The 25,529-nt window shown below is 66.0% G+C and carries 26 protein-coding genes; 15 read left to right on the top strand and 11 right to left on the bottom strand.

Going from position 1 to position 25,529, the window contains the following annotated elements; genetic code table 11:
- Positions 1–46: 46 nt before the first annotated feature.
- From NA2_RS10590 to NA2_RS10560, 7 genes are all read right to left on the bottom strand, one after another.
- Positions 47–1,531: a carboxypeptidase M32 gene (locus tag NA2_RS10590; protein ID WP_008596770.1), complete on the bottom strand. Its 1,485-nt coding sequence runs from the start codon at positions 1,529–1,531 to the stop codon at positions 47–49.
- Positions 1,532–1,613: 82 nt separating this feature from the next.
- Positions 1,614–2,645, bottom strand: a complete 1,032-nt coding sequence (locus NA2_RS10585; RefSeq protein ID WP_008596769.1) for a peptidoglycan -binding protein — start codon at positions 2,643–2,645, stop codon at positions 1,614–1,616.
- A gap of 1 nt (position 2,646) precedes the next feature.
- Entirely contained in the window at positions 2,647–3,657 is a 1,011-nt protein-coding gene (locus tag NA2_RS10580; protein WP_008596768.1) for a MotA/TolQ/ExbB proton channel family protein, read from the bottom strand.
- A 236-nt stretch (positions 3,658–3,893) separates the two neighbouring features.
- Positions 3,894–4,688, bottom strand: a complete 795-nt coding sequence (locus NA2_RS10575) for an inositol monophosphatase family protein (RefSeq protein ID WP_008596766.1) — start codon at positions 4,686–4,688, stop codon at positions 3,894–3,896.
- Positions 4,689–4,738: 50 nt separating this feature from the next.
- Entirely contained in the window at positions 4,739–5,302 is a 564-nt protein-coding gene (gene efp, locus NA2_RS10570) for an elongation factor P (RefSeq protein ID WP_008596764.1), read from the bottom strand.
- Between the two features lie 108 nt (positions 5,303–5,410).
- The gene (locus NA2_RS10565) at positions 5,411–6,439 is read right to left on the bottom strand and encodes a tetratricopeptide repeat protein (protein WP_008596763.1); all 1,029 of its coding nucleotides are present in this window, start codon (positions 6,437–6,439) and stop codon (positions 5,411–5,413) included.
- Positions 6,436–7,080 (bottom strand): thiamine phosphate synthase, encoded by a 645-nt coding sequence (locus tag NA2_RS10560; protein WP_008596761.1) that lies wholly within the window; start codon positions 7,078–7,080, stop codon positions 6,436–6,438. Before NA2_RS10560 ends, NA2_RS10565 begins: the two co-directional genes overlap by 4 nt.
- A gap of 305 nt (positions 7,081–7,385) precedes the next feature.
- Between NA2_RS10560 and NA2_RS10555 the strand changes: the two genes are divergently transcribed.
- From NA2_RS10555 to rcdA, 3 genes are all read left to right on the top strand, one after another.
- Positions 7,386–8,156 (top strand): sulfite exporter TauE/SafE family protein, encoded by a 771-nt coding sequence (locus NA2_RS10555; protein WP_008596760.1) that lies wholly within the window; start codon positions 7,386–7,388, stop codon positions 8,154–8,156.
- A gap of 51 nt (positions 8,157–8,207) precedes the next feature.
- A complete protein-coding gene (locus tag NA2_RS10550; RefSeq protein ID WP_008596758.1) occupies positions 8,208–9,851 on the top strand; it encodes an acyl-CoA synthetase in 1,644 nt (547 codons plus the stop codon).
- A 349-nt stretch (positions 9,852–10,200) separates the two neighbouring features.
- Positions 10,201–10,734, top strand: a complete 534-nt coding sequence (gene rcdA / locus NA2_RS10545) for a protease adaptor protein RcdA (protein WP_008596756.1) — start codon at positions 10,201–10,203, stop codon at positions 10,732–10,734.
- Here the strand turns inward: rcdA and NA2_RS10540 are convergent.
- The gene (locus NA2_RS10540) at positions 10,700–11,485 is read right to left on the bottom strand and encodes a sulfite exporter TauE/SafE family protein (protein ID WP_008596755.1); all 786 of its coding nucleotides are present in this window, start codon (positions 11,483–11,485) and stop codon (positions 10,700–10,702) included. The genes rcdA and NA2_RS10540 overlap by 35 nt on opposite strands.
- A 116-nt stretch (positions 11,486–11,601) precedes the next feature.
- On the opposite strand from NA2_RS10540, the gene ruvC reads away from it, so the two are divergent.
- The 9 genes from ruvC to pal all read left to right on the top strand — a co-directional run bounded on the left by ruvC (position 11,602) and on the right by pal (position 18,814).
- Positions 11,602–12,117, top strand: coding sequence for a crossover junction endodeoxyribonuclease RuvC (gene ruvC, locus NA2_RS10535; protein ID WP_008596754.1), 516 nt, complete (start codon positions 11,602–11,604; stop codon positions 12,115–12,117).
- Complete coding sequence (gene ruvA / locus NA2_RS10530; RefSeq protein WP_008596751.1) at positions 12,114–12,731, top strand: Holliday junction branch migration protein RuvA; 618 nt, start codon at positions 12,114–12,116, stop codon at positions 12,729–12,731. Before ruvC ends, ruvA begins: the two co-directional genes overlap by 4 nt.
- A gap of 40 nt (positions 12,732–12,771) precedes the next feature.
- Positions 12,772–13,818, top strand: coding sequence for a Holliday junction branch migration DNA helicase RuvB (gene ruvB / locus NA2_RS10525; protein ID WP_008596750.1), 1,047 nt, complete (start codon positions 12,772–12,774; stop codon positions 13,816–13,818).
- On the top strand, positions 13,815–14,282 hold the full coding sequence (gene ybgC / locus NA2_RS10520) for a tol-pal system-associated acyl-CoA thioesterase (RefSeq protein WP_008596748.1): 468 nt from the start codon (positions 13,815–13,817) through the stop codon (positions 14,280–14,282). Before ruvB ends, ybgC begins: the two co-directional genes overlap by 4 nt.
- A 228-nt stretch (positions 14,283–14,510) precedes the next feature.
- Complete coding sequence (tolQ, locus tag NA2_RS10515) at positions 14,511–15,224, top strand: protein TolQ (RefSeq protein ID WP_008596747.1); 714 nt, start codon at positions 14,511–14,513, stop codon at positions 15,222–15,224.
- Positions 15,225–15,233: 9 nt separating this feature from the next.
- Complete coding sequence (gene tolR / locus NA2_RS10510; protein ID WP_008596746.1) at positions 15,234–15,686, top strand: protein TolR; 453 nt, start codon at positions 15,234–15,236, stop codon at positions 15,684–15,686.
- Positions 15,687–15,690: 4 nt separating this feature from the next.
- Positions 15,691–16,749, top strand: coding sequence for a hypothetical protein (locus NA2_RS10505; RefSeq protein WP_008596745.1), 1,059 nt, complete (start codon positions 15,691–15,693; stop codon positions 16,747–16,749).
- A gap of 63 nt (positions 16,750–16,812) precedes the next feature.
- Positions 16,813–18,126, top strand: a complete 1,314-nt coding sequence (gene tolB, locus NA2_RS10500; RefSeq protein ID WP_008596743.1) for a Tol-Pal system beta propeller repeat protein TolB — start codon at positions 16,813–16,815, stop codon at positions 18,124–18,126.
- 181 nt (positions 18,127–18,307) lie between these two features.
- Positions 18,308–18,814 carry a peptidoglycan-associated lipoprotein Pal gene (gene pal / locus NA2_RS10495; RefSeq protein ID WP_008596742.1) on the top strand — a complete coding sequence of 169 codons (507 nt, stop codon included), beginning with the start codon at positions 18,308–18,310 and terminating at the stop codon, positions 18,812–18,814.
- Between the two features lie 69 nt (positions 18,815–18,883).
- On the opposite strand, the gene rpe is transcribed toward pal, so the two are convergent.
- The 3 genes from rpe to NA2_RS10480 form a co-directional block, all read right to left on the bottom strand.
- Positions 18,884–19,552, bottom strand: coding sequence for a ribulose-phosphate 3-epimerase (gene rpe, locus NA2_RS10490; RefSeq protein ID WP_008596740.1), 669 nt, complete (start codon positions 19,550–19,552; stop codon positions 18,884–18,886).
- Between the two features lie 104 nt (positions 19,553–19,656).
- A complete protein-coding gene (locus NA2_RS10485) occupies positions 19,657–20,355 on the bottom strand; it encodes a GntR family transcriptional regulator (RefSeq protein WP_008596738.1) in 699 nt (232 codons plus the stop codon).
- Positions 20,352–21,719: a formimidoylglutamate deiminase gene (locus NA2_RS10480; RefSeq protein WP_008596737.1), complete on the bottom strand. Its 1,368-nt coding sequence runs from the start codon at positions 21,717–21,719 to the stop codon at positions 20,352–20,354. Before NA2_RS10480 ends, NA2_RS10485 begins: the two co-directional genes overlap by 4 nt.
- Before the next feature lie 120 nt (positions 21,720–21,839).
- On the opposite strand from NA2_RS10480, the gene hutI reads away from it, so the two are divergent.
- The 3 genes from hutI to hutG all read left to right on the top strand — a co-directional run bounded on the left by hutI (position 21,840) and on the right by hutG (position 25,526).
- Positions 21,840–23,048: an imidazolonepropionase gene (gene hutI, locus NA2_RS10475; RefSeq protein WP_040677487.1), complete on the top strand. Its 1,209-nt coding sequence runs from the start codon at positions 21,840–21,842 to the stop codon at positions 23,046–23,048.
- A complete protein-coding gene (gene hutH / locus NA2_RS10470; protein WP_008596735.1) occupies positions 23,045–24,586 on the top strand; it encodes a histidine ammonia-lyase in 1,542 nt (513 codons plus the stop codon). The genes hutI and hutH overlap by 4 nt, the downstream gene beginning before the upstream one ends.
- 136 nt (positions 24,587–24,722) lie before the next feature.
- Entirely contained in the window at positions 24,723–25,526 is an 804-nt protein-coding gene (gene hutG, locus NA2_RS10465; RefSeq protein ID WP_008596734.1) for an N-formylglutamate deformylase, read from the top strand.
- Positions 25,527–25,529: the final 3 nt, after the last annotated feature.

Raw genomic sequence — 25,529 nt, 5'->3', positions numbered from 1 at the left:
AAGCAGCCTTGCCTGACAAGTCCATCCGTGCCCCGGCCGACGGCGCTCAGCCGCCGTAGCGCGCCTCCAGATGGGCCGTGAAATGCGCCGCGTTGAGCGGTTCGCCCGTCGCCCGTTCGATCAGCTCGGGCGTCGACCAGAGCGAGGCCTGCGACCAGACCCGGTCGTTCCGCCACGCATTGACGGCGTCGAACTGCCCCTTGGCGAACTGCGCCTCAACGTCTGGAATCTCCTTCTCGATCGCCGCCCATTGCTGCGCGGCGATCATGGCGCCCAGCGTGTAGGAGGGGAAATAGCCGAAGGCGGCGGAGGGCCAGTGCACGTCCTGCATGGGGCCGTCCTGCGGCGCGTCGATGGTCGACAGGCCGAGATAGTCGCGCATCTTCTGGTCCCAGGCTTCCGGCAGGTCGCGCGCCTCGAGCGCGCCGGAAATCAGATCCTGCTCCAGCTCGAAGCGCAGGATGACGTGCAGCGGATAGGTGACCTCGTCGGCATCGACGCGGATCAGCCCGCGCTCCACATGATGCACATGGGCGAGGATCTCGTCCTTCGACCACGCCTCTCCAAGGTGCTTTTCCACCACGGGCAGCGCCCACTCCCAGAAGGCGGGATTGCGGCCGATCTGCTTCTCGACGAACAGGCTCTGGCTCTCGTGCATCGCCATGCCGCGCGCCTTGCCGAGCGGCCAGTGGGCCCATTGGCGCGGCAGGTTCTGCTCGTAGAGCGCGTGGCCGGTCTCGTGCAGGATGCCCATCAGCGAGGACAGGAACTCGGTGGTCCGGTAACGGGTCGTGATGCGCACATCTGTCGGCACGCCGCCGCAGAAGGGGTGATGCGAGACGGACAGGCTGCCGCGCGTCAGGTCGAAACCGACGGCGGTCATCATGGCGAGGCCGAGTTCCCGCTGCCGCTCGATCGGGTAGTTGCCGGACAGGGGACGCAGCGGGTGCTTTTCGCGGCGCCTTTCCTGGACTTCGAGGGCCTTCGGAACGAAATCGACCAGAAAGGCTTTGAGTTCGGCGAACACCGGGGCGATATCGGCAACGCGGTTGCCGGGATCGAACTGCTCCATCAGGGCATCGTAGGGGGAGAGGCCGAGCACGCCGGCCCGCAGGGAGGCTTCCTCGCGGGCAAGCTCGATCACGCCTTCCAGTGCCGGCAGGAAACCAGCCCAGTCTCCCTTCGCGCGCAGGTCGCGCCAGAGCTGCTCGCAGCGCATGCGCGTCCGGGTCTGGCGCTCGACGAACTCCGTCGGCAGCGCGGTCAGGTTGACGTAGTGACGGCGGAACTCGGCGACGGCCGTCTGCTGCTCGGGATTGAGGTCTTCTGTCTCGGCGGCGGATATCCAGTCGCCGATCTCGGGCGCGCTCGCCTGACGATGCGCCATGCCGGCCAGCGCCGACATCGCCTCGGCGCGCGCCTCGCCGCCGCCAGGCGCCATGTGTGTCGCCTCATCGGCGCCAAGAATGGCCAGCGCATGCTCCAGGGCAGCGAGCCTGTGGCCGAGTTCATCGAGTTTCCGGAAGGACATGAGACACCTCAATTGCAGACGCGGGCAAGGGACACGAAGTCGGTCGGCTTCGCAAGTTGGGAAAGGCGTGAAAGGGAGAGCGTCAGCGCTCGGTCAGCTTCAGCTCGATGCGGCGGTTCCTGCCACGGGCCTCGGGCGTGTCCGCCGGGTCGAGGGGCTGAAACTCGCCGAAGCCGGCGGCGACAAGCCTGTTGGCCGGCACGCCGTTCTCGATCAGGTATTTCACGACCGCCGTGGCGCGGGCGGTGGAAAGCTCCCAGTTATCGCGGAAGCGTCCCGTGCCGGACAGCGGCACGTCGTCGGTGTGGCCGTCGACGCGCAGCACCCAGTTGATCTCCGGGGGGATTTCCTTCTGCAATTCGAGGATCGCCTCGGCGAGCTTGCGCATCTCCGTCTGGCCGTTCGGGTTGATCTCCGTTGCGCCGGACGGGAACAGCACCTCCGACTGGAAGACGAAGCGGTCGCCGACGATGCGGATGTTCTCGCGGTCGGAGAGGATTTCGCGCAGCCGGCCGAAGAAATCCGAGCGGTAGCGGTTGAGTTCCTGCACACGCTGGGCGAGCGCGACGTTCAGCCGGCGCCCGAGATCAGCGATCTTGGTGTTGGATTCCCTGTCGCGTCTCTCGGAGGTCTCCAGCGCCGCCTCCAGCGCGCCGATCTGCTTGCGCAGGGCGGAGATCTGCTGGTTGAGCAGTTCGACCTGCGACATGGCGCGCTGGCTGAGCTGGCGCTCCGTCTCCAGTTCACCGCTCAGCGCGCCGATGCGGGCGGCCGCCTCCTCGCTCTGCCCCGTGCCGCTGGCCAGGATCTGCTCCAGCCGCGACTTCTCGGACTGGGCTTCTTCCAGCGAGGCGCGCAGATTGGCCAGCGCGTCCTCAGCGTCCTGCGTGTTGGCCTGCTCCAGCGCCAGAAGCTGCGTCAGCTCGTTGATCTGGGTGTTCAGCCGGTCGAGGACGGCATCCTTGCCGGTGATTTCCTGGCTGAGGAAATACTGCGCCAGCACGAACACGGACAGGAGGAACATGATGGCAAGCAGCAGCGTCGCCATCGCATCGACGAAGCCCGGCCAGTAGTCGACGCGGCGGTCGGTACGCCGCCCTCGGGCCAGCGCCATGTCAGCCGTCCCGCTTTCTCAGCGATGTGGCGATCTTCTCCAGCGTCGAGCGCATCGCCTTCTGTTCCTCGGCCTGGGCCTCGACCCAGTCGCGCATCATCTGCTGTTCCTGGCGCATGTTCTTCACCAGGCCGGAGATTCCTTCGGCCAGATTGGCCATCGAGGCGGCGAGGCGCGGATTGGCGCCGCCACTCTCCTGCACGCTGCGCAGCTTGTCGGCCAGCGCCTGCATCTCGTCCGAAGCGCCGTTGCGGCCCTCCGCGAAGTCGGAGCCGAGATCCGTCACGGAAGACAGCCAGTTTTCCAGCTCGGTGTAGAACCGGTTCTGCGCCCGGCCGGCCTGCAGGTCGAGAAAGCCGAGAACGAGCGAGCCGGAAAGGCCGAAGAGCGATGAGGAGAACGCCGTTCCCATCCCGTCGAGCGGTGCCGACAGGCCGGACTTGAGCGCATCGAGCACGTCGTTGGCATTGCCCGAGGCGGGATCGAGCGACTGGATCGTGTCGCCGATCGAGCCGATGGTCTGAAGGAGGCCCCAGAAGGTGCCGAGCAGGCCGAGAAAGACCAGAAGACCGATCAGGTAGCGCGAGATGTCGCGGCTCTCGTCGAGCCGGGTGGCGATGGAATCGAGGATCGAGCGCATCGAGGCGGTCGACAGCGCCATGGTGGAGGAGCGGCTCAGCAGTGCCTTCATGGGCGCCAGGAGCACCGGGTCGGATGCATCCGAGCCCATGCGGAACGAGTTGACCCAGCGCACTTCGCGGAAAAGGCGGGTGACCTGCAGGAAGGCGAGCAGGATGCCGATCAGCAGAACGCCGAGGATCAGGCCGTTGAGACCGGGATTGGTCTGGAAGGCCGAAGCGATCTGCCGGTAGAGGATCGCCGCGACGAAGCCGGCGATCGCAAGGAACACCAGCATCGAGTAGAGAAAGACCTGAGGGCTGGACAGCGTGTGGGGGTCGTATTCGGCCCCGATGGACGGTTCGTCATCCTCCCGCGATTTCAGCAAGGCCATCTGCTCCTCATGTGCGTTGCAACGCAGAACATGCAGTGATTCCTGATAGCGCCGATCCTAATCGCAAATATGACGAAATTGAAAGTGAGGCACAGGAACCGTCTATACAGACTTAACCTGCAGCAGACATGTGCGATCCGGGGTTGCGCGCCTCGCCCGTTCGACGGGAAGCATGGGCCGGTTCCCGCTCTCAGATCCCAGACCCGTTCGAGATGCCGTTGAAACGCCGAACGGGGCTAGCGGCCCTGCTTGGCCAGCGTCTTCAGCAGGGAACGGTGGATTGCCTCGTTGCCCGCAACGACCTTGCCGGTCTCGAAGATCTTGCCGCCGCCGTCGCGGTCGGTCACGAAGCCGCCGGCCTCGCGCACCATGACGATGCCCGCGGCCATGTCCCAGGGGGCCAGCGTGTCTTCCCAGAAGCCGTCCATGCGGCCCGCGGCGACATAGGCTAGATCGAGCGCGGCCGATCCGAGGCGGCGGATGCCGGCGGTCTCGCCCATCACGTTGCGCAGGTCGAGCAGGGCGTTGCCATGGTGCCCCCGGCCCAGATGCGGGATGCCGGTGCCGATGACCGCGTCGGAGAGCTTGCTGCGCGCGGCGACGCGCAGACGCCGGTCGTTAAGGAACGCGCCGCCGCCGCGCTCGGCGGTGTAAAGCTCGTCCATGGCCGGGTTGTAGATGACGCCGGCGACGAGCTGGCCCTGGCGCTCCAGAGCGATCGAGATGGCGAAGACGGGGATGCCGTGCAGGAAGTTGGTCGTGCCGTCGAGCGGATCGACGATCCAGCGGTGCTGCGGATCGTCGCCTTCCACCGAGCCGCCCTCCTCCATCAGGAAGGAATAGCCGGGGCGGGCGCGCGACAGCTCGTTGTAGATGATTTCTTCAGCCTTGCGGTCTGCCTGGCTGACATAGTCGCCGGGTCCTTTCAGCGAGACCTGCAGGTTCTGGACCTCGCCGAAGTCGCGCGACAGGGAGCGGCCCGCCTTCATCGCGGTCTGAACCATGACATTGATGAGCGCCGAACGGGCCATGAAATCTGCTTTCGTCTGTCTGGGCGTGCTGGGGGATCAATGCGCCGGGCTTATTCGCCGCGGCGCAGATAGGTGATCTCATTGGTGTCGACGACGATCTTCTCGCCGGCGGAGATGAAGGGCGGAACCATGACGCGGACGCCATTTTCCATCACGGCCGGCTTGTAGGATGAAGCCGCCGTCTGGCCCTTGACCACCGGGTCCGCCTCGACGACCTCGAGCGTCACCTGATCCGGCAGGGAGATGCCGATCGGCTTTTCCTCGTAGAGCTCGACGGTGACGGTCATGCCGTCCTGCAGGAAGGCGGCGCGGTCGCCGACGAAGTCCTTCTGCAGCTCGAGCTGCTCGTAGGATTCTGAATCCATGAACACCAGCGCCTGGTCCTGCTCGTAGAGGAAGGTGAAATCCTTCTGCTCGAGGCGGACCTTCTCGACGGTCTCGGCGGCGCGGAACCGCTCGTTGAGCTTGGTCCCGTCGATGAGGTTCTTGAGTTCGACCTGGTTGTAGGCGCCGCCCTTGCCGGGCTTCACCGCGTTGGTCTTGACCGCGACCCAGAGGCCGCCATTGTGTTCGATGACGTTGCCGGGGCGGATTTCGTTGCCGTTGATTTTCATGCTGGATCGTCCTGAGGTGCCTGGCGCATCGGCGCGCAATTTGGCGCTTCCAAGACCATAAAACGCCTGCCAAGGCAAGCCGAAGCGCGAATCCCGCGGGCCGAAACGTCAGCGCAGGCGGTTGGCCCGCTGGATCGCCTCCTTCATCTCCTCCGGCGTCAGGCCGGCGAGGAAGCCTTCCATCTCACGGTCGATCAGGCCGGCGCGGCGCGCCGAGATGTACCATGCGGCCGCTTCGATCATGTTGGCGTCGGTGCCGACGCCGGCCCTATACAGCTTGGCGAGCCGGTTCTGCGCGGCCACATTGCCGCCGTCGGCCGCCCGCTTGAGCCAGCCGAAGCCGGCCTTCGGATCATGGGTTCCGCCGCGTCCCTCGACCAGCCACGTGCCCAGGTCAAGCTGGGCGGTGTCGAAATTCTGCGTGGCGGCGCGCTTCAGCCATTCTTCAGCTTCCTTCTCGTCCACCTGCTTGCCGCCGAAGCCGTTGGCGTAGACCTGGGACATGGCGTATTGCGCATCGGCGAGGCCTGCCTTGGCTGCGCGCTCATAATAGGTCACGGCGCGCCTCTCGCTTTCGAAACCCGGCTGCCGGTCGACAATCATCTGCGCCAGATTGAACTGGGCGAGCCGGTTGCCGCCATCGGCCGCCGTCTGCATCAGCTTGAAGGCCCGGTCCATGTCCGGGGAAACGAAATCGCCGTCGATGAGCATCAGCGCATATTGAAACTGCGCCTCGGGAACGCCCTGCTCGGCGGCCTTCGCATACCATTCGGCGGCCTTCTTCGCATTGCGCGGCATGCCGAGGCCGCGGGCATAGATCTCGGCGATCAGCGTCTGGGCGGCAGGATTGCCGTTTTCGGCGCGCGGCAGGGCAAGATTGTGCGCGGTGATGTAGTAGCCGCGCTGAAACGCGCCGTAGGCGGCATCCGGCAACAGGCCGAAACGGTCCGGATCGACCTGCTCGATGGTCGGGCTTTTCAGGATGGCCTTGTCGGGCGCTTCCAGCCGGTCCGCCCGGGGTTCTTCGGCGGCTTTCGGGCTTTCCCCCGCTTCGGGAGAAGCGTGCGCCACAACCACCGGCGTCAGGGCGGCGAGGCAAAGGGCGATCAGGAAGGGGCGGGCGGATCGCATCATCATGCTTCCTCGGATTGCGCCACCCGGTCGAGAATGGCGTTCGCCTCGGCCACGGCCGAAGCGGGGTCCGCATAGTCCGAGAAAACCGCGGCGCAGAGCGCGACGAAATCGACGCCGGCGCGCGCCACCTCCTCCACGGAAGCGACGGCGTTGCCGCCGAGGACGATGCACGGAAGCTCCACCATCTCGGACCACCAGGCGCCGAGCGTCATGTTGCGGGGATGCGGTTCAGGCTTGTTGTCGTAGCCGAACCGGCCGAAGAAGACGTAGTCGGGCTGCATCTCGCCGCGTTCCAGGGCCTCGTCGCGGGTCTTGATGCCACCGGTCCCGACCATCATCGTCTGCTGGTACTTCTCGATGACCTCGGCGAGTTCATCCCTGGGGGTGTCCATGTGGATGCCGTCCGCCTTGACGCGCGCGGCGATGCGCGGGGCGCCGGCGATCATCACGGCCACGCCGCGGGCCTGGGCGATGGGGGTCAGCCGTTCGGCGCGCGCCTGGAAGCTGACCTCGTCCTGCCCGTAGTCGGGAATGATCAGCGAGGCGATGTCGCCCGCGCCCAGCGCCGCCTCGACATGGCCGTCGTCATTGGCGGCCAGTTCCGGCGGCGGGGCAATCAGCACGAGGCGGCAGCGGTTCGGCATTCTCGGTATACTCCTGCGGCGACGCGCTCTCTGAACCCGTTCAATGTTTCACAGAAACGCTGAACGGGCCTATCTCATCGTTTTCCGCGTTTATGCGGGCGTCAGGCGATTCCACCCGACCGCAAAACGCTCCAGGGTCCGGACCAGCCGTTTCTGACCGGTCTTTTTGGTGTGAATTGGGCATAGACGAAGGCGACCGCGCGCGACAAGGAGAATCGGAAAACAGCCTTACCTCTCGCAATGCCGGGACAATGGCCTTATGCGTGTCCCCGTCCGGCACACGGGCGGTCCAGCCAGGCTCTGCGATGTCACTTCTGTCCGATCCGACCTTCTATCTCGCCGCCATTCCGGCGGTCATCCTCGTCGGCCTGTCGAAGGGCGGGTTCGGCGGCGCGATGGCGCTGCTGGGCGTGCCGCTGGTGACGCTGGTGGTCCCGCCGGTGCAGGCGGCGGCGATCCTGCTGCCGATCCTGATCGTCATGGACATCGTCTCCCTCTGGGCATGGCGCGGCTCGTCCGACCTCCGGACGCTCTCGATCATGCTGCCCGGCGCGCTTCTCGGCATCGCCATCGGCTGGGCGACCGCGGCGGTCGTGACGGAGGGACATGTGCGGCTGATCGTCGGCCTCGTCACGCTGGTCTTCTCGCTGCGCTGGCTTCTCGAACGGCTCGGCGGGCGCGAGCGCACGGCCAGCCACAACCGGCCGCGCGGGACATTCTGGGGAATGGTGGCGGGCTTCACCAGCTTCGTGGCGCATGCGGGCGGTCCGCCATACCAGATCTATGCGCTGCCCCTGAAGCAGGACCCGAAGCTCTACACGGGCACGAGCGTCGTGTTCTTCGCGGTGGTGAACGCGGTGAAGCTCGTTCCCTATTTTGCGCTCGGGCAGTTCGACAGGTCGAACCTGACGGCTTCGCTGGCGCTGATGCCGTTCGCGCCGCTGGCCACGCTGGCCGGAGTTTGGATCGTCCGGCGCATCAAGCCTGCCGTTTTCTATCCCTTCATGTACGGCATGGTGTTCCTGGTTTCCCTGAAACTCATCCATGACGGCGTGTCCGATCTCGCGGGATGGTGACGGTTCCGGGAGCTTGTGTTTAATAGGACAAAAGACAGCGGGAGGACTTTTGTGGCCGGCAATTCCTACGAGCGGGATCTCGACAAGAACCCCGCCAACCACCAGGCGTTGACGCCGCTCGTCCTTTTGGAGCGGGCGGCGAAGGTCTTCCCCGAGCGGACGGCGATCATCCATGGCGCGGCGCGCTTCACCTATGCGCAATTCTGGGAACGCTCGCTGAAACTCGCATCGGCGCTGGCGCGGCACGGCATCGGCAGGGGCGACACGGTCACGGTGATGCTGTCAAACACGCCACCGATGCTGGAGGCGCATCACGGCGTGCCGATGACGAAGGCGGTGCTGCATTCGCTCAACACGCGGCTCGACGCGGCCGTGCTCGCCTTCCAGCTCGACCACGCCGAAAGCAGGGTGGTCATCGTTGACCGCGAATTTTCCGGCGTGATGAAGGAAGCGCTGGCGCTGGCCAGCGTGACGCCGCTGGTGATCGACTATGATGATCCCGACTATCCCGCCGACGCGCCCTATGCGAAGGGCGAGCGCATCGGCGGCATCGACTACGAGGATTTCGTCGCGTCCGGCGACGGCGGGTTCGCCTGGTCGATGCCGGACGACGAATGGGACGCGATCTCGCTCAACTACACGTCGGGCACGACCGGCAATCCGAAGGGCGTCGTCTACCACCATCGCGGCGCGGCGCTGATGGCCTATGCCAACACCGTTCACGCCGGCCTTGGGCGGCACCCGGTCTATCTGTGGACGCTGCCGATGTTCCACTGCAACGGCTGGTGCTTTCCCTGGACGCTGGCGCTGACCGGCGGCGTCCATGTCTGCCTGCGCTGGGTGCGGGCGGGCGCCATGTACGACGCCATTGCCGATCACGGGGTCACGCATCTGTGCGGCGCGCCGGTGGTCATGTCCGCGCTCCTCAACGCGCCGGATGCGGAAAAGCGCGCCTTCACGCAGACGGTGGTGTTCAACACGGCCGCCGCGCCGCCGCCTGAATCCGTGCTCTCCGGCATGGCCGAGGCGGGCTTCCAGGTGACCCATCTCTACGGGCTGACCGAAACCTACGGTCCGGCGGTGGTGAATGAGTGGAAGGAGGACTGGGATGGTCTCGACGGCGCGGGGCAGGCGGCGCGCAAGGCGCGTCAGGGCGTGCGCTACGCTGCGCTCGAGGGACTGACCGTGATGGACCCCGAGACGATGGAGCCGACCCCGGCCGACGGCGAAACGATCGGCGAGGTGATGTTCCGCGGAAACATCGTCATGAAGGGCTATCTGAAGAACCGCGCCGCCTCCGACGAAGCATTCGCCGGCGGCTGGTTTCATTCCGGCGATCTCGGCGTGATGCATCCCGACGGCTACATCCAGCTCAAGGACCGGTCGAAGGACATCATCATTTCCGGCGGCGAGAACATCTCCTCCATCGAGGTGGAGGATGCGCTCTACAAGCATCCCGCTGTCGCGGCCTGCGGGGTCGTGGCAAAGGCCGACGAGAAATGGGGCGAGACCCCCGTCGCCTTCGTGGAACTGAAGCCGGGCCGCACGGCCAGCGAGGAGGAGCTGCTCGACCATTGCCGGGCTCATCTGGCGCGGTTCAAATGTCCGAAGGGTATCGTTTTCTCCGAAATTCCAAAGACTTCCACGGGGAAGATCCAGAAATTCCGGCTCAGGGAAATGGCCAGGGCGCTGTGACGGGGCCGGGGCGGCTTGGCGGCATTTTATGCAAGAATTCCCGTACCGGTTAACCACTCATTAAGCTTTACGTGCGTTTACTGTGTTCATCCAGTGATCTGGATTCTTACCGAGTGGCTGGAGCCATTCTGTTTGACGCCTCCCTGTTTAAACTCCTGAGAGCCGCCCATGCGGCTCTTTTTTTGTCGGCGGGAGGCATTAACCTTTTGTTAAGGAAAAACTTGCCATCGGCTGTGCACAAGCGCATTTTTGCCATGAGCCGATGCCATTGAGAGTCCGGCTCAAGTATGTTTGAAGTCCGTTCCGGTCGCGGAACCGGGCAAGTCAGCGGTGGTGGGGCGTAAGCACAATGATTGAATTCGGGAGCGGTCGCGCGACCACGATCAAGTTGGCCGAGCATCGTGTCTTCTCTGATTCCTTCAAGCCTCTCTACAATCAGGGCATGGGGCTGGTCGAAGAGGCCGCCGAGTATCTCGACGGAGAAGGGCGCGCTGAAGCCAAGCTTCTTTCGCAGGCCGGCGCCACGCTCTATGCGGCCGAATCCATGCGGCTCACCACGCGGCTGATGCAGCTGGCTTCCTGGCTTCTGCTGCAACGGGCCGCCAATGCCGGCGAGATGACGCGCGAACAGGTCGCCGCGGAAAAGTCGAAGGTGCGGCTCGATACGCACTCGCCGCAGGACCAGGCGCTCGGCTGGGCCGAGCTGCCGGCGGCGTTTCGTGACCTCGTGGTGCGTTCGCTGCGGTTGCAGGATCTCGTGCGTCGCATGGACGAGGAGATCTATGGTTCCCTGGCGCCGGATGCGGATGATGCGGAAGGCTTGAACACGAACCCCGTGTTCGACCAGATCACCCTTCTGAAAACAGCATTCGGCCACCGCTGATCACCCAGCGGGCGAGCATTTCCGTGGCGGGCAGCGCCAGGAGCGCCGCTGCGACGATCAGCGTGAAGGCGATGCGTCGGTAGGTCGTGTCGCTTGCCGTGCCGTAGAGACGCCAGCCGGCGAAGAGGCCCAGCGTGTAGACGGGGATCATCAGCAGCCCAAGCATGATGCGCGGCCGGTCGAACAGATCCGCCGCCCAGAGATTTGCCGCTGACAGCAGTTCGCTGAACAGGAAGAGGACCAGAAGGTTGGCCCGGACGATGGCGGTCGGCATGCCGGAGGCCAGCCAGTAGATGATCACCGGCGGACCGGGAATCGAAGCGATGCCCGACAGGACGCCGGCGATGCCGCCCACGCCGAACGAGACCGGCAGGCCGCGCGGTCCACGGTAGCGCCAGCCGCTCCAAAGCGTCGCGGCGCAGGCGAGGATTGCGGTGCAGATCAGCCAGCGCAGCGCGGTCTCGTTGCCATTCTTCAGGATATAGATCCCAAGTGGAACAAACAGGGTGAAGCCGGCGAGGATCGGCAGGATCTCCCGCCAGCGGGCGATGCGCATGACCGGAATGGTCAGGGGCAGGGTCGGAAGAGAATCGATGATGACCAGAAGGACGACGGCGGTGACCGGGTCGTACAGACCGGCAGCCACGGGGGCGACGATCATGCCGGTGCCGAAACCCGAAAGGCCGCGGACGATGCCGGCGACGACGACGGTCATGGCCAGAAGCAGGAAGCTGATGTCGAACTCGCCCACTGGTCCGCCCTTTCGAAATGCTGCAAGCGGCTGATGTGCGTTCGAACGAACGCGCGGCGATCTAGTGAACGCACTCGCCGCGTGGCAATGGGCCTGCCCGCGGCTATGGTGATGCCATGAGCAACGCGATTCGCATCATGGGCATCGACCCCGGCCTCCGGCACACAGGATGGGCCGTCATCGAATCGCAGGGCAATTCCCTGCGCTTCATCGACGCCGGCACGGTGCGCTCCGACAGCAAGGCCGACCTGGCGTCGCGGCTCTGCCAGCTGCACGACGGTCTGGCGTCGGTCCTGCATGAGCACCAGCCTGAGGAGGCCGCGGTCGAGGCGACCTTCGTCAACAAGGACGCGACGGCCACGCTGAAGCTTGGCCAGGCGCGGGGGATCGCCATGCTGGTGCCGGCACGCGCTGGGCTCAGGGTCGCCGAGTATGCGCCCAATGCCGTGAAGAAGGCTGTGATCGGCGTCGGGCACGGCGACAAGAAACAGATCAGCATGATGGTCAGGGTGCTGATGCCGAAGGCGCGGTTCGATACGGAGCATGCGGCGGACGCCATCGCCATCGCGATCTGCCATGCGCATCACCGCCAGTCCGTCACCTCCCGCCTTGCATTGGAAACACTGAAATGATCGGCAAACTGAAGGGGCTCGTCGACGAGATCGGCGAGGATCACTGCATCATCGATGTCGGCGGGGTCGGTTATGTCGCCTACTGCCCGCTGCGCACGCTGTCGGGGCTGGAAGCCGGGACGGCGGTGGCGCTGTTCATCGAAACCTATGTGCGCGAGGACATGATCCGCCTGTACGGCTTCCGCAGCGCGCTTGAGCGCGAGTGGTTCCGCATGCTGCAGAACAACGTGCAGGGCGTCGGCGCCAAGGTGGCGCTGTCGGTCCTGTCCACCTTGTCGCCCGGCGAACTGGCCAACGCGATCGCGCTCAAGGACGTCGCGATGGTGGCGCGCGCGCCCGGCGTCGGCAAGAAGGTCGCCGAGCGGATCATCACGGAACTGAAGAGCAAGGCTCCGGCCTTTGCCGGCGACGCGACGGGCACGATCGGCCTGAAGCAGGAGCTGGGCGAGGGGGCGGCGCCGGCGCCGGTCGCCGATGCCGTCTCGGCGCTCGCCAATCTTGGCTATTCGCGCGACATCGCCGCCAACGCCATCGCCGCCGCGCTGAAAGCGGCCGGGGAGGGCGCGGATGCGGGCACGCTGATTAGACTTGGCCTGAAGGAGCTGGCGCGCTAGGCATCGGTCCAGCGTGGCCTGAAGAAATGGAAATGTGCGGATGACGGATGCCGAACGGCTCATCTCGGCGGACAAGCGTGGAGAAGATGTGGACGCCACGATGCGGCCGCAGTCGCTCGACGAATTCGTCGGCCAGAAGGCCGCGCGCGCCAATCTCAAAGTGTTCGTCGAGGCCGCGCGCGGGCGCGGCGAGGCGCTCGATCACGTGCTCTTCGTCGGTCCGCCCGGCCTCGGCAAGACCACGCTGGCGCAGATCATGGCGCGCGAGCTGGGCGTCAATTTCCGCTCGACCTCAGGACCGGTGATCGCCAAGGCGGGCGACCTCGCGGCGCTGCTCACCAATCTCGAAGATCGCGACGTGCTGTTCATCGACGAGATTCACCGGCTCAATCCGGCGGTGGAGGAAATCCTCTATCCGGCGATGGAAGATTTTCAGCTCGACCTGATCATCGGCGAGGGTCCGGCGGCGCGCTCGGTGAAGATTGACCTGGCGAAGTTCACCCTGGTCGCGGCGACGACGCGGCTCGGCCTCCTGACCACGCCACTGCGCGACCGGTTCGGCATTCCGGTCCGGCTGGACTTCTACACCGTCGAGGAACTGCAATCGATCGTCACGCGCGGCGCGCGCATCCTTGGCCTGCCCCTTGCCGGGGACGGGGCAGAGGAGATCGCCCGGCGCGCGCGCGGCACGCCGCGCATCGCCGGCCGCCTGCTGCGCCGCGTGCGCGATTTCGCTTCGGTCGCCGGCGCCGGCGAGGTGACGCGCAGGATCGCCGACGAGGCATTGCAGAGGCTGGAGGTCGATGCGCTGGGTCTCGACCAGCTCGACCGGCGCTATCTCAGCATGATCGTCAACAATTTCGGCGGCGGGCCGGTCGGCATCGAAACCATCGCTGCCGCGCTGTCCGAGCCGCGCGACGCGATCGAGGACATCATCGAGCCCTACATGATCCAGCAGGGCTTCATCCAGCGCACGCCGCGCGGCCGGGTGCTGGCCGCCAAGGCGTGGCGACACATGGGGCTGCAGCCGCCGAAGGACCTGGCGCAGGCGCAGATCAGCCTGTTCCAGCAGGGCGAGGACGAATGAGCGGCGGCGCGGCAGAGAACCCGTCCGTCGGCCTTTCGGGCGAACTCACGCCCTTCGGCCACCGGCTCGCGGCGCGGGTCTATTTCGCCGACACGGATTTCACCGGCGTCGTCTATCACGCGCGCTATCTGGAGTTCCTGGAGCGTGGACGGTCGGACTTCCTGCGGCTTGCCGGCGTACATCACACGGAGCTTGCCGACGGCAAGCATGGCGAGACGCTTGCCTGGGTCGTGCGGCGGATGGAGATCGATTTCCGCCAGCCGGCGCGGATCGACGACATCCTGACCGTCGAGACCCGGACGGAAGCGATTTCGGGCGCGCGCATCTTCATGGCGCAGAGATTGCTGCGCGGGGCGGACGTTCTGGTCGAGGCCCGCGTCGAGGCGGCGATCATCGGCGCGTCGGGAAAACCGCGGCGATTTCCCCGGGAATGGGTCGCCGCGTTCGCTCCGAAGGCCGAATAGGTCCGATTCATAACGCTTATTTAACCATAACGGATCATGAAGAAATTCATGAAATCCGTCGCGAATCCGTGCGCCTTCCTTTCACCAAATTTTACCGGATAAAGGGCGGTGAAGCATCTTGCGGGGACGCCACGGTTCGGATGAACGAACGGCACGCAAGCGGGGGCGCGGCCGAAACGGGCTGAAATCGGTATGTACGCCGCCCTGATCTTAAGAGGATGTTGATCCATGGAAAGTGTAACGCTCGCCGCACCGGGTGGGGAGTTGTCGATCTGGGCTCTGTTCTGGCAGGCCGGCTGGGTTGTGAAGCTGGTGATGATCGGTCTTTTGGCCGCATCCGTCTGGACCTGGGCCATCATCGTGGACAAGATGATCGGCTATGCGCGCATGCAGGCGGCGCTGAACCGGTTCGAGAAGACCTTCTGGTCGGGCCAGTCGCTGGAAGAGCTCTACCGCGCGCTTTCGGATCGCAAGACGACCGGGATGGGATCGATCTTCGTCGCGGCGATGCGCGAATGGAAGAAGAGCTTCGAGAAGGGCGCACGCTCCCCCATCGGCCTTCAGACGCGCATCGACAAGGCGATGGACCTGGCATTGACGCGTGAGATGGAACGGCTCGAGGGCAAGCTCGGCTTCCTCGCCTCCATCGGCTCCTCGGCCCCCTTCATCGGCCTGTTCGGCACCGTGGTCGGCATCATGACCTCGTTCCAGGCCATCGCCGGCTCCAAGTCCACCAACCTGGCCGTGGTGGCCCCGGGCATCGCCGAGGCGCTCCTCGCCACCGCCATGGGCCTCCTGGCCGCCATTCCCGCGGTCATCGCCTACAACAAGCTGTCGTCCGACGCTGCCAAGCTGGGCGGCCGCATGGAAGGCTTCGCCGACGAATTCTCGACCATCCTGTCGCGGCAGATCGACGAGAAGGTCGCCGGCAAGGCGGCGTAGGAGAGCGCTATGGGCATGTCAGTCGGGACAGTCAGCAAAGGACGGCGGCGCGGCAGGCGCGGTGGACGCGGCGGCGGCGTGATCTCGGAAATCAACGTCACGCCGTTCGTCGACGTGATGCTGGTGCTGCTCATCATCTTCATGGTCGCGGCGCCGCTTCTGACGGTGGGCGTGCCGATCGACCTGCCGGAGACGCAGGCCAATGCGCTGAATTCGGAAACCCAGCCGATCACGGTCTCGGTCAACGATCAGGGGCAGGTCTACCTGCAGGAGACCGAGGTGCCGCTCAACGAAGTGGTGGCGAAGCTGCAGGCCATCGCCCGTTCGGGCTATGAGGAACGCATCTATGTGCGGGGCGACCGTTCGGCCGACTACGGGACGGTCATGCAGGTGATGGCGCGGATTTCCGCCGCCGGCTATCGCAATCTCGGCCTCGTCACGCTGCAGGAACAGGAAAACTGACCAGATGAAGGCGGGTCTCGTCACATCGGTTACCCTGCACGCAGCGCTGCTCGGCTTCGGCCTGGTCTCGCTGTCGGCGCCGCGCGCCTATGAGGTGTCGGATGTCGAGTCGCTGCCCGTCGACATCATCCCCATCGAATCGATCACGCAGGTCCAGGAAGGCGACAAGAAGGCCGAACTGTCCGAGAAGCCGGCACCCAAGCCCACCAAGCGACCCGACCCGGTTCCTGACGCGCAGAAGGTCGGCGACAACGACGTCGACCTGAAGACGCCGCCGACGCCCGAGGCGCGGCCGCGCGAGGTGGAGCAGGCCGCCGAACCGCCCCCTTCCCCCAAGCCGCAGCCGAAGCCGGAACCCAAACCGGCCCCTGAAACCCAGGAGGCCAAGGCCGAGAAGACGCCGGTACCAGCGACCGAGGTGCGCCCCGAGCCGCAGCCGAAGCAGGACGTGAAGCCCGACCCGGTGGCAGAGACCATCGTCGCCGAGAGCCCGGAAGCCGAGAGCGTGACCCTGCCGGACAATGCGCCGGTGCCGCAGGCCCGGCCGCAGCCGCCCAAGGCAAGCACCGCCAAGGCGCCCGAGCGCAAGGACAGCGAGAAGCCGGCGCAGAAGACCGCATCGCAGCCGAAGTCGCAGGATTCCGACAAGCTGTTCGACGAGGTCGCGGCGCTGCTCAACAAGGACAAGGCCTCCGGCGGCGGCGCCAAGCGCTCCGAGCAGCAGGCCTCGCTCGGCGGTGAGCGCAAATCGGCGGGCGACAAGCTGTCGCAAAGCGAAATGGATGCGTTGCGCGGCCAGATCCAGCGCTGCTGGAACGTGCCGGCCGGCGCTCTGGATGCGGAGAATCTCAAGGTTTCGATCCAGGTGCGCCTGGATGCGAGCGGCGCCATCGAGGGTGCGCCGCGCATCATCGCTGGCGGCAGCGGTTCGGTGGTCGAGCGGGCAGCGGCAGAATCGGCGCGTCGCGCGGTTCTGCAATGCGCGCCCTACAATCTGCCGGCCGAAAAATACGAAGCGTGGGCGGACGTTATCGTCCACTTCGATCCGAGCGACATGTTTTAGCGAAGCGCCATCCGTGGGGCGATGGGCATCGTGGCCTAACCAGGACGGGAGAGGCAGGAGCAAATGCAGAATCTGACAAAGACCATCTTCTTGATCGCAGCGCTGGCGGCAGGACTGGCCGCAGCGACGATGCCCGCGCGGGCGCTGGTCGAGATCGACATCAACAAGGGCAACGTCGAGCCGCTGCCGATTGCCGTGACGGAGTTCATCTCCGCCGATGGCCGCGGCGCCGAGATCGCCAGCGTCATCGAGGCGGATCTGCGCCGCTCGGGCCTGTTCGCGCCGATCGAGAAGGGCGCCTTCATCGAGAAGATTTCGAACCCGGACGCCGCGCCGCGCTTCCAGGACTGGACGGTGATCAACGCTCAGGCGCTGGTCACCGGCAAGGTGACAGACACCGGCGACGGCCGGCTGCGGGCCGAGTACCGCCTGTGGGACACCTATGCCGGCCAGCAGCTCGTCGGCGAGCAGTTCTTCTCCAGCAAGGACAAGTGGCGGCGTATCGCTCACATCATCGCCGACAGTATCTATCAGCGGCTGACCGGCGAAACCGGCTATTTCGACACGCGCATCGTCTATGTGGACGAGTCCGGGCCGCGCAACAACCGCGTCAAGAAGCTTGCGATCATGGATCAGGACGGCGCCAACCAGCGCTTCCTGACCGACGGACGATCCATCGTGCTGACGCCGCGCTTCTCGCCGACGCGGCAGGAAATCACATACATGTCCTACGAGGGCGGCCAGCCTCAGGTCTATCTGCTGCAGCTCGAGACCGGCCAGCGCGAGCTGGTGGGCAACTTCCCCGGCATGACATTCGCGCCGCGCTTCTCGCCCGGCGGTCAACAGATCGTGATGAGCCTGCTGCGTGACGACGGCAATTCCAACATCTTCGTCATGGACCTGCGCAGCCGCAACACGACGCGCCTGACGACGGCCAACGCCATCGACACCTCCCCCTCCTATTCGCCGGACGGCAACCAGGTGGTGTTCACCTCCGACCGGGGCGGGCGGGCGCAGATCTACGTGATGAGCGCAGCGGGCGGCAATCCGCAGCGCATCTCCTTCGGCGACGGCACCTATTCTACGCCGGTTTGGTCGCCGCGCGGCGATCTGATCGCCTTCACAAAGCAGACGGGCGGCGAATTCCAGATCGGCGTGATGCGGACGGACGGTTCCGGCGAGCGCATCCTGTCCTCCGGCTTCCTGCAGGAGGGACCGACCTGGGCGCCGAACGGGCGGGTCCTGATGTTCTTCCGCCAGCCGGCGGGTTCGTCGGGGCCGCAGCTCTATTCGATCGACCTGACGGGCCGTCACGAGCAGAAGATCCCGACGGTGAACTTCGGTTCCGACCCGGCCTGGTCGCCGCTGCTCGAATAGTCGTAGCCGATCCTTACCGTATACGCCGCGTTTCCGCCGCATTTTGAGCTAGTTTCCGCTCGATAACGGTGGGAATGGGCGACCGAAAAGGATTTGTTAACCGCGTTTTTTGAGGGGTCCTTAACGGCAACGTGGTTACTGATCGTTGAACAAAAATTCTCTAATTCGAAGGAGAGGCGGCATGCGCTCTATCGCAGCTATCGCCAAAAGTCCGGCCTGCATCGCATTAGTCGCGGCGCTTGCCGTTGCCGGCTGTGCGAACAAGCAGGTTCCCAACAACGCGGCTGATCTGGGCCTTGGCGCCGGCGGCGCCGGTGCGCCCGGCTCGCAGCAGGAGTTCACGGTCAGCATCGGCGACCGGATCTTCTTCGACACGGATTCCTCCGTGATCCGCGCCGACGCGCAGGGCATCCTGAGCCGTCAGGCCCAGTGGCTCAACCAGTACAGCAGCTATTCGATCACGGTCGAGGGCCATGCCGACGAGCGCGGCACGCGTGAGTACAATCTGGCGCTGGGCGCGCGACGCGCGGCTTCCGCCCGCGACTTCCTGGTCGCGCGCGGTGTCGCGGCGAACCGCATCCGCACCATCTCCTACGGCAAGGAACGTCCGGTCGCCACCTGCGACGACCTTTCCTGCTGGACGCAGAACCGCCGCGCGGTCACCGTTCTCAACGGCGGCAGCAGCTGATCGTTCTCAAGACGACGCCAAAAGAGAGCCGCGCGTCCGAAAGGGCGCGCGGCTTTTTCATGTGTGGAATCAGCCGGCGGCCTGGCGAATCGCGGCGATGTTCCGGGCGTAGGCTTCCTCGCCGTCGCCCTTGAAGACGGCGGAGCCGGCGACGAGCACATTGGCGCCGGCGGCGACGACGGCGCCTGCCGTTTCCGGCGATACGCCGCCATCGATCTCGATGTCGATCGGCCGGTCGCCGATGAGCGCCTTGATGCGGCGCACCTTCTCGACGACCGAGGGAATGAACGCCTGGCCGCCGAAACCCGGATTGACGGTCATCAGCAGCACAAGGTCGAGCTCGTCGAGGACGTATTCGAGGACGTTCTCGGGGGTCGAGGGATTGAGCGAGACGCCGGCCTTCTTGCCAAGATTGCGGATCGTCTGCAGCGACCGGTGCAGGTGCGGGCCAGCCTCGGCGTGGACGGTGATGATGTCGCAGCCCGCATCGGCGAAGGCGGCGAGGTAGGGATCGGCGGGCGCGATCATCAGATGGCAGTCGAACACCTTGTCGGTGCGGTCGCGGATCGCCTTGATGATCGGCGGGCCGAAGGTGATGTTGGGCACGAAATGACCGTCCATCACGTCCAGATGAATCCAGTCGGCGCCAGCCCTCGCAACGGTCTCGACCTCGTCGCCCAGGCGCGAGAAATCCGAAGACAGGATGGAGGGGGCGATGAGGGTTGGGCGAGCGGTCATGAACAGGCGTCCCGAAACAGTGAAATCACGCCTGCCCTACAGCATTGACCGCGCGAGCGGAACCGCTTTTCACGCAATTGAGGGACATTCCCGGGGTTCCGCCCCTAGAGCTGCGTCACCATGCGGTGCGAGGAAGGATGCACCATGTGGACCAGCGTGATCGGCTCGGCGCGCATCCAGGTGATGCGCTCGCCAACGAAGACGGGATCGCCAGGGCGGATCTGCAGAAGCCCAGCCTCCTCGTCGCTCGCCGCAGCCGCCATGAAGGTGAACTCGGCGTTGGAGAACGGCGCGTGGCCGACGAGCCATTCATTGGGGCCCATGTCGCGGAAGGTGGCGAACTTCGCGTCCGGCACGACCTGCGGATTGATCCAGCGATCCTCGAACTGATAGGGGACGCGGTCCGCCAGGTGAAGGCAGCGCACGTGAACCAGCATCGAGGCCGTGCGCAGGCTGAGCCGCGCGCAGATGACCTCCGGCGCCAGTTCCTCCTCGCAGCTCAGCAACTGGTATCGGTATTCCGAGCCGCGGGCCTCGATCTCCTGCCGGACACGCGGAATGATGAAGCGCGCCTCGCGCACCGGGTGCAGCGCCACGCGCGTGCCGGCGCGGCGCTTGCGTTCCAGGACGCCGGCGCGCGCCAGTTCCTGCAGCGCGCGGTTGACGGTGGCGCGCGCCGCGCCGAACTCGCGCGCCAGCGCTTCCTCGCCCGGGATCAGGGCGCCGGGCAGCCAGATGCGCTCGGCGATCCGGCGCGACATCTCATCGCGAATGGTGCGGAAGGAGGCGCGCTCGGTGCTCACAGCGATCCCATCAGCCTTTCGAGTGCCTTCGCGTAACGGGCGGAGACCGCCTCGCGCGCCACATGACGCCCGCCGCGCACACGGTGGCGGCCGGCCGACCAGAGGTCCGTGACCGCGTCGTTGCTGCCGGTGAACAGCCAGCCGTCCAGAATGCCGTCATCGGCCATCATGCCTGCATGGGATGCCGGGTCGATGGCTACGAGATCGGCCCATCTGCCGACCTCCAGCGCCCCCGCGTCGCGGCCAAGCGCCCTGCTGCCGCCGGCAAGCGCCGCGTCGTAGAGGGTGCGGCCGGTCGATTGCCCGTGGTCGGGCAGGACGACGCGGGCACGGTCGCGCAGGCGTTGCGAGTATTCGAGCTGGCGCAATTCCTCGGCGACCGTGATGCGGATGTTGGAATCCGAGCCGATGCCGAGCGCGCCGCCGGCGGCGCGGAACTGCGGCCCGTTGAAGATGCCGTCGCCGAGATTGGCTTCGGTGACGGGGCAGAGGCCGGCGACCGCACCGGTTTGTGCCAGGTTTCTAGTTTCGTCATCCGTCATGTGCGTACAGTGAATGAGACACCAGTGTTCGTCCACCTCCATCTGGGCCAGCAGCCATTCGACGGGTCGTTTTCCGTAGGCGGCGAGAACTTCCTCGATCTCGGGTTCCTGTTCCGCGATGTGCATGTGCAGGGGCGTATCCGGCCGCATAGCGGCGACGGCGCGCAGATCGTTGCGCGCCACGGCGCGCAGGGAATGCGGGGCGACGCCGAGCCGCGTATCGGACGGCAGGCCGCCGATGCACTCCTCGCTGCGGGCCAGAAGCTTCTCGAAGCGGGCGACGTCGTTGCCGAAGCGCTGCTGCCCGCCCTTCAGCGGGCGTCCGTCGACGCCGCCGAAGGTATAGAGCACCGGCAGAAGGGTCAGGCCGATGCCGGTCTCGGAGGCGGCGGCGGCGATGCGCGCGGCCAGTTCGCCGATATCGGTATAGGGCGTTCCGCCCGGCTGGTGATGGACGTAGTGGAACTCGGCGACGGCGGCGAAGCCCGCCTCCTGCATCTCCATGAAGGCAAAGGCGGCGACGGCTTCGATATCGTCGGGCGAGAGCAGGTCGAGAAAGCGGTACATGATCTCGCGCCAGGTCCAGAAGCTGTCGCGTCCCTGCGGTCCGCGCCGCTCCGCGAGCCCCGCCATGGCGCGCTGGAAGGTGTGGCTGTGCAGGTTCGACGCGGCGGGGAGCAAGACGGGTACTTGCGCGGCGTCGCTGCCGGGTGTCGAATCGGGCATCACACGGGCGATGCGCCCCGCATCATCGATCTCGACGGCGACATTCTGGCGCCAGCCATTCGACGTGAGGGCGGTCCGGGCGAAAATGGCTTGCATGGGGCGGGTTTCCTGCATTAGATATGTCTAGACATAATTTAATAAAACCTAGACAATAAAGCAACGTTAGACAAGCCGCCCGAACGACGGGGCGAGACGGCGAGGGAGGTATCCCCAAGGATGAAGCAGACTGTCATTACCGGAATCCGCTTGGCAAGCATGGAGCCGGGCGGCGCACCCTACGGGTTGGTCGAGGATGCCGCGATCGCCGTCGCTGACGGGAAGATCGCCTGGGCGGGGCCGCGGACGGAGCTTCCGGCCTCCCTGAATGGCGTTCCGCATGTCGATTTCGGCGGCCGGCTGGCGACGCCGGCGCTGATCGACTGCCACACGCATCTGGTGTTCGGCGGCAATCGCGCCAGGGAGTTCGAGATGCGTCTCGAAGGTGCGAGCTACGAAGAGGTCGCGCGGGCAGGCGGAGGCATCGTCTCCACTGTGACGGCAACCCGGGCGACCGACGAGGACGCATTGGTCGAAGGCGCGCTGAAGCGGCTCGACGTGCTGATCGGCGAGGGGGTCTCTACCGTCGAGGTCAAGTCGGGCTACGGGCTGACCGTCGAGGACGAGCTGAAGATGCTGCGCGCCGCGCGCAAGCTCGCAACGCTGCGCCCCGTGCGCATCAAGACCAGCTATCTCGCCGCTCACGCCGTGCCGGCGGAGTATCGCGGCAAGGCTGACGCTTACATTGACGAGGTGGTCCTGCCCGGCCTGGAAGCGGCGCATGCCGAAGGGCTGGTGGATGCGGTGGACGGATTCTGCGAGGGCATCGCCTTCTCGACCGCGCAGATCGCCCGCGTGTTCGACAGGGCGCGGCAAATGGGCCTGCCGGTGAAGCTGCATGCCGAGCAGCTCTCCAATCTGGGCGGCGCCAAACTGGCCGCCTCCTACAAGGCGCTGTCGGCCGACCATCTGGAATATCTCGATGAGGACGGCGTGGCGGCGATGGCGGAGGCCGGCACCGTGGCCGTTCTGCTGCCCGGTGCCTTCTACACGTTGCGCGAGACGCAGCACCCGCCCTTACCTCTTCTGAGGAGCAAGGGCGTTCCCATCGCCGTTGCCACGGATTGCAATCCCGGCTCTTCGCCGCTCGCTTCGCTGCTTCTGACCATCAACATGGCCTGCACGCTGTTCCGCATGACGCCGGAGGAGGCGCTGGCCGGCGCGACGCGCGAGGCCGCCCGCGCGCTGGGACTGGCGGCAGAGACCGGCACGATCGAGACCGGCAAGCGCGCCGAGATCGCCATCTGGGACGTCGAGCATCCGGCCGAGCTGGCCTACCGCATCGGCTTCAACCCGCTTCACCGCCGTATCATGGGAGAGATTGAATGACGCTTGTCCTAACCCCGGGAAAGGTCACCATCAGGGACCTGGAGCGCATCTGGCGTGAGATGCCGGCGGTGCGCCTCGATCCTGCCTCTCATCCCGCCATCCAGGCGGCGGCCAAGCGCATCAACGACATCGCCCGCGGCAACGAGGCGATCTACGGCGTCAACACCGGCTTCGGCAAGCTCGCCAGCGTCAGCATCCCGCCGCATGACGTCGAGACGCTGCAGCGCAATCTGATCCTGTCGCACTGCTGCGGCGTCGGCGCGCCGTTCGCCGAGCAGATCGTCCGCCTCGTCATGGCGCTGAAGCTCCTGTCGCTGGGGCGCGGCGCGTCCGGCGTGCGGATGGAGGTGATCACGCTCATCGAGGAGATGCTGGCGCGGGGCGTCGTTCCGGTGATCCCCGAAAAGGGATCGGTCGGCGCGTCGGGCGACCTGGCGCCGCTGGCGCATATGGCGGCGGCGATGATGGGCGAGGGCGAGGCCTTCTTCGCCGGCGAAAGGCTGCAGGCGGGCGAGGCGCTGGCCAAGGCCGGGCTGGAGCCTGTCGTGTTCCAGGCCAAGGAAGGCATTGCGCTGATCAACGGCACGCAGGTATCGACCGCGCTGGCGCTGGCCGGCCTGTTCCGCGCGCATCGCGCGGCGCGTTCGGCGCTCATCACAGGCGCGCTCTCGACCGACGCCGCGATGGGGTCCTCGGCCCCGTTCCATCCCGAAATCCACACGCTGCGCGGCCATCAGGGGCAGATCGACACGGCGGCAGCCCTGTCGGCGCTGCTCGAGGGCTCGGAAATCCGCGAGAGCCATCTGGAAGGCGACACGCGGGTGCAGGATCCCTATTGCATCCGCTGCCAGCCGCAGGTGGACGGCGCCTGCCTCGACGTGCTGCGCCAGGCGGCGCGCACATTGGTGATCGAGGCCAATGCGGTGACCGACAATCCGCTGATCCTCTCGGACGGCACCGTCGTTTCGGGCGGCAATTTCCATGCCGAACCGGTGGCGCTCGCCGCCGACCAGATCGCGCTCGCCATCTGCGAGATCGGCGCGATCGCCCAGCGCCGCATCGCGCTGCTGGTCGATCCGGCCCTGTCGTTCGGCCTGCCGGCGTTTCTGGCCAAGAAGCCGGGATTGAACTCCGGCCTGATGATCGCCGAGGTCACCTCGGCGGCGCTTATGTCGGAAAACAAGCAGATGGCGCACCCCGCCTCGGTCGATTCGACGCCGACCTCAGCGAACCAGGAAGATCACGTGTCGATGGCCTGCCACGGCGCGCGCCGCCTGACGCCGATGACGGAGAACCTGTTCGGCATTATCGGCATCGAGGCGGTGACGGCGGCGCAGGGCGTGGATTTCCGCAGCCCGCTGAAGACCAGTGCCGAGCTTTCCAGGGCGCATGCGGCGATCCGCGCGGCGGTTCCCGCACTCGAGATCGACCGCTTTCTGGCGCCCGATCTCGAGAACGCTATCGAACTGGTGCGCTCGGGCCGGTTGAACGCGAGCGTCTCGGCGGGCGTGCTGCCGGAACTGAGGAGTGAGCCGTGATGGTGGAGATCGGGATTCTGGCCTTCTCCCCGCTTGCGGGGAGAAGGAAGCTAGCCGCAACGTCAGCGTCCCCCTCTCCCCGTAGGCGGGGAGAGGGTAAGGGTGAGGGGCCTGCGCCGGCCCTGGAGGCCCAGCCATGAACCCGGTCGAAATCCGCCAGGGCTCTTCGCCCGTCATCCTCGGCCTGCCGCATACCGGCACCCATGTGCCGGACGCGATCCGCGCACGGCTCAACGCACATGGCAGACTCCTGACCGACACGGACTGGCATATCCACCAGCTCTATGACGGCTTGCTCGATGGGGCGACGACCGTTCGGGCGACGTTCCACCGCTATGTGATCGACGCTAATCGCGACCCGTCCGGTGTCAGCCTCTATCCCGGCCAGAACACGACCGGCCTGGTGCCGCTCACCGATTTCGACAATGCGCCGATCTGGAACGCCGGGGAGGAACCGGGGGAAGGCGATGTCGCCGAGCGGCTGGCCGGGTTCCACGCGCCCTACCATGCGGCGCTCGAAGCCGAGATCGCCCGTGTGAAGGCGCTGCACGGGGTGGCTGTCCTCTACGATTGCCATTCGATCCGCTCGCATTGCCCGTTCCTGTTCGAGGGCCGGCTGCCCGATTTCAACATCGGCACCGACGGCGGCAGGACCTGCGCGGCGGAGATCGAGACGGCGACCGCCGCGATCTGCGCGGCGGCCGAGGGCTACACCAGCATCGTCAACGGGCGCTTTCGCGGCGGCTGGACGACGCGCCATTACGGCCGGCCGGAAAGCGGCGTTCACGCCATCCAGATGGAGCTGGCGCAGGCGACGCATCTTGCCTCCGAAACCGTTCCCTTCGCCTACGACCCGGACAAGGCCGCGCCGCTGCGCGGGCATCTGAAAACCATTCTCGCGCGTCTCGAAGAGATCGCGCTGTCGATGAAAGAGGACTGAAGC

This window comes from Nitratireductor pacificus pht-3B, assembly GCF_000300335.1.
Classification (GTDB): Bacteria; Pseudomonadota; Alphaproteobacteria; order Rhizobiales; family Rhizobiaceae; genus Nitratireductor; species Nitratireductor pacificus.
The sequence above is the reverse complement of the archived record's forward strand: the minus strand, read 5'-3'. Positions and strand labels throughout refer to the sequence as shown.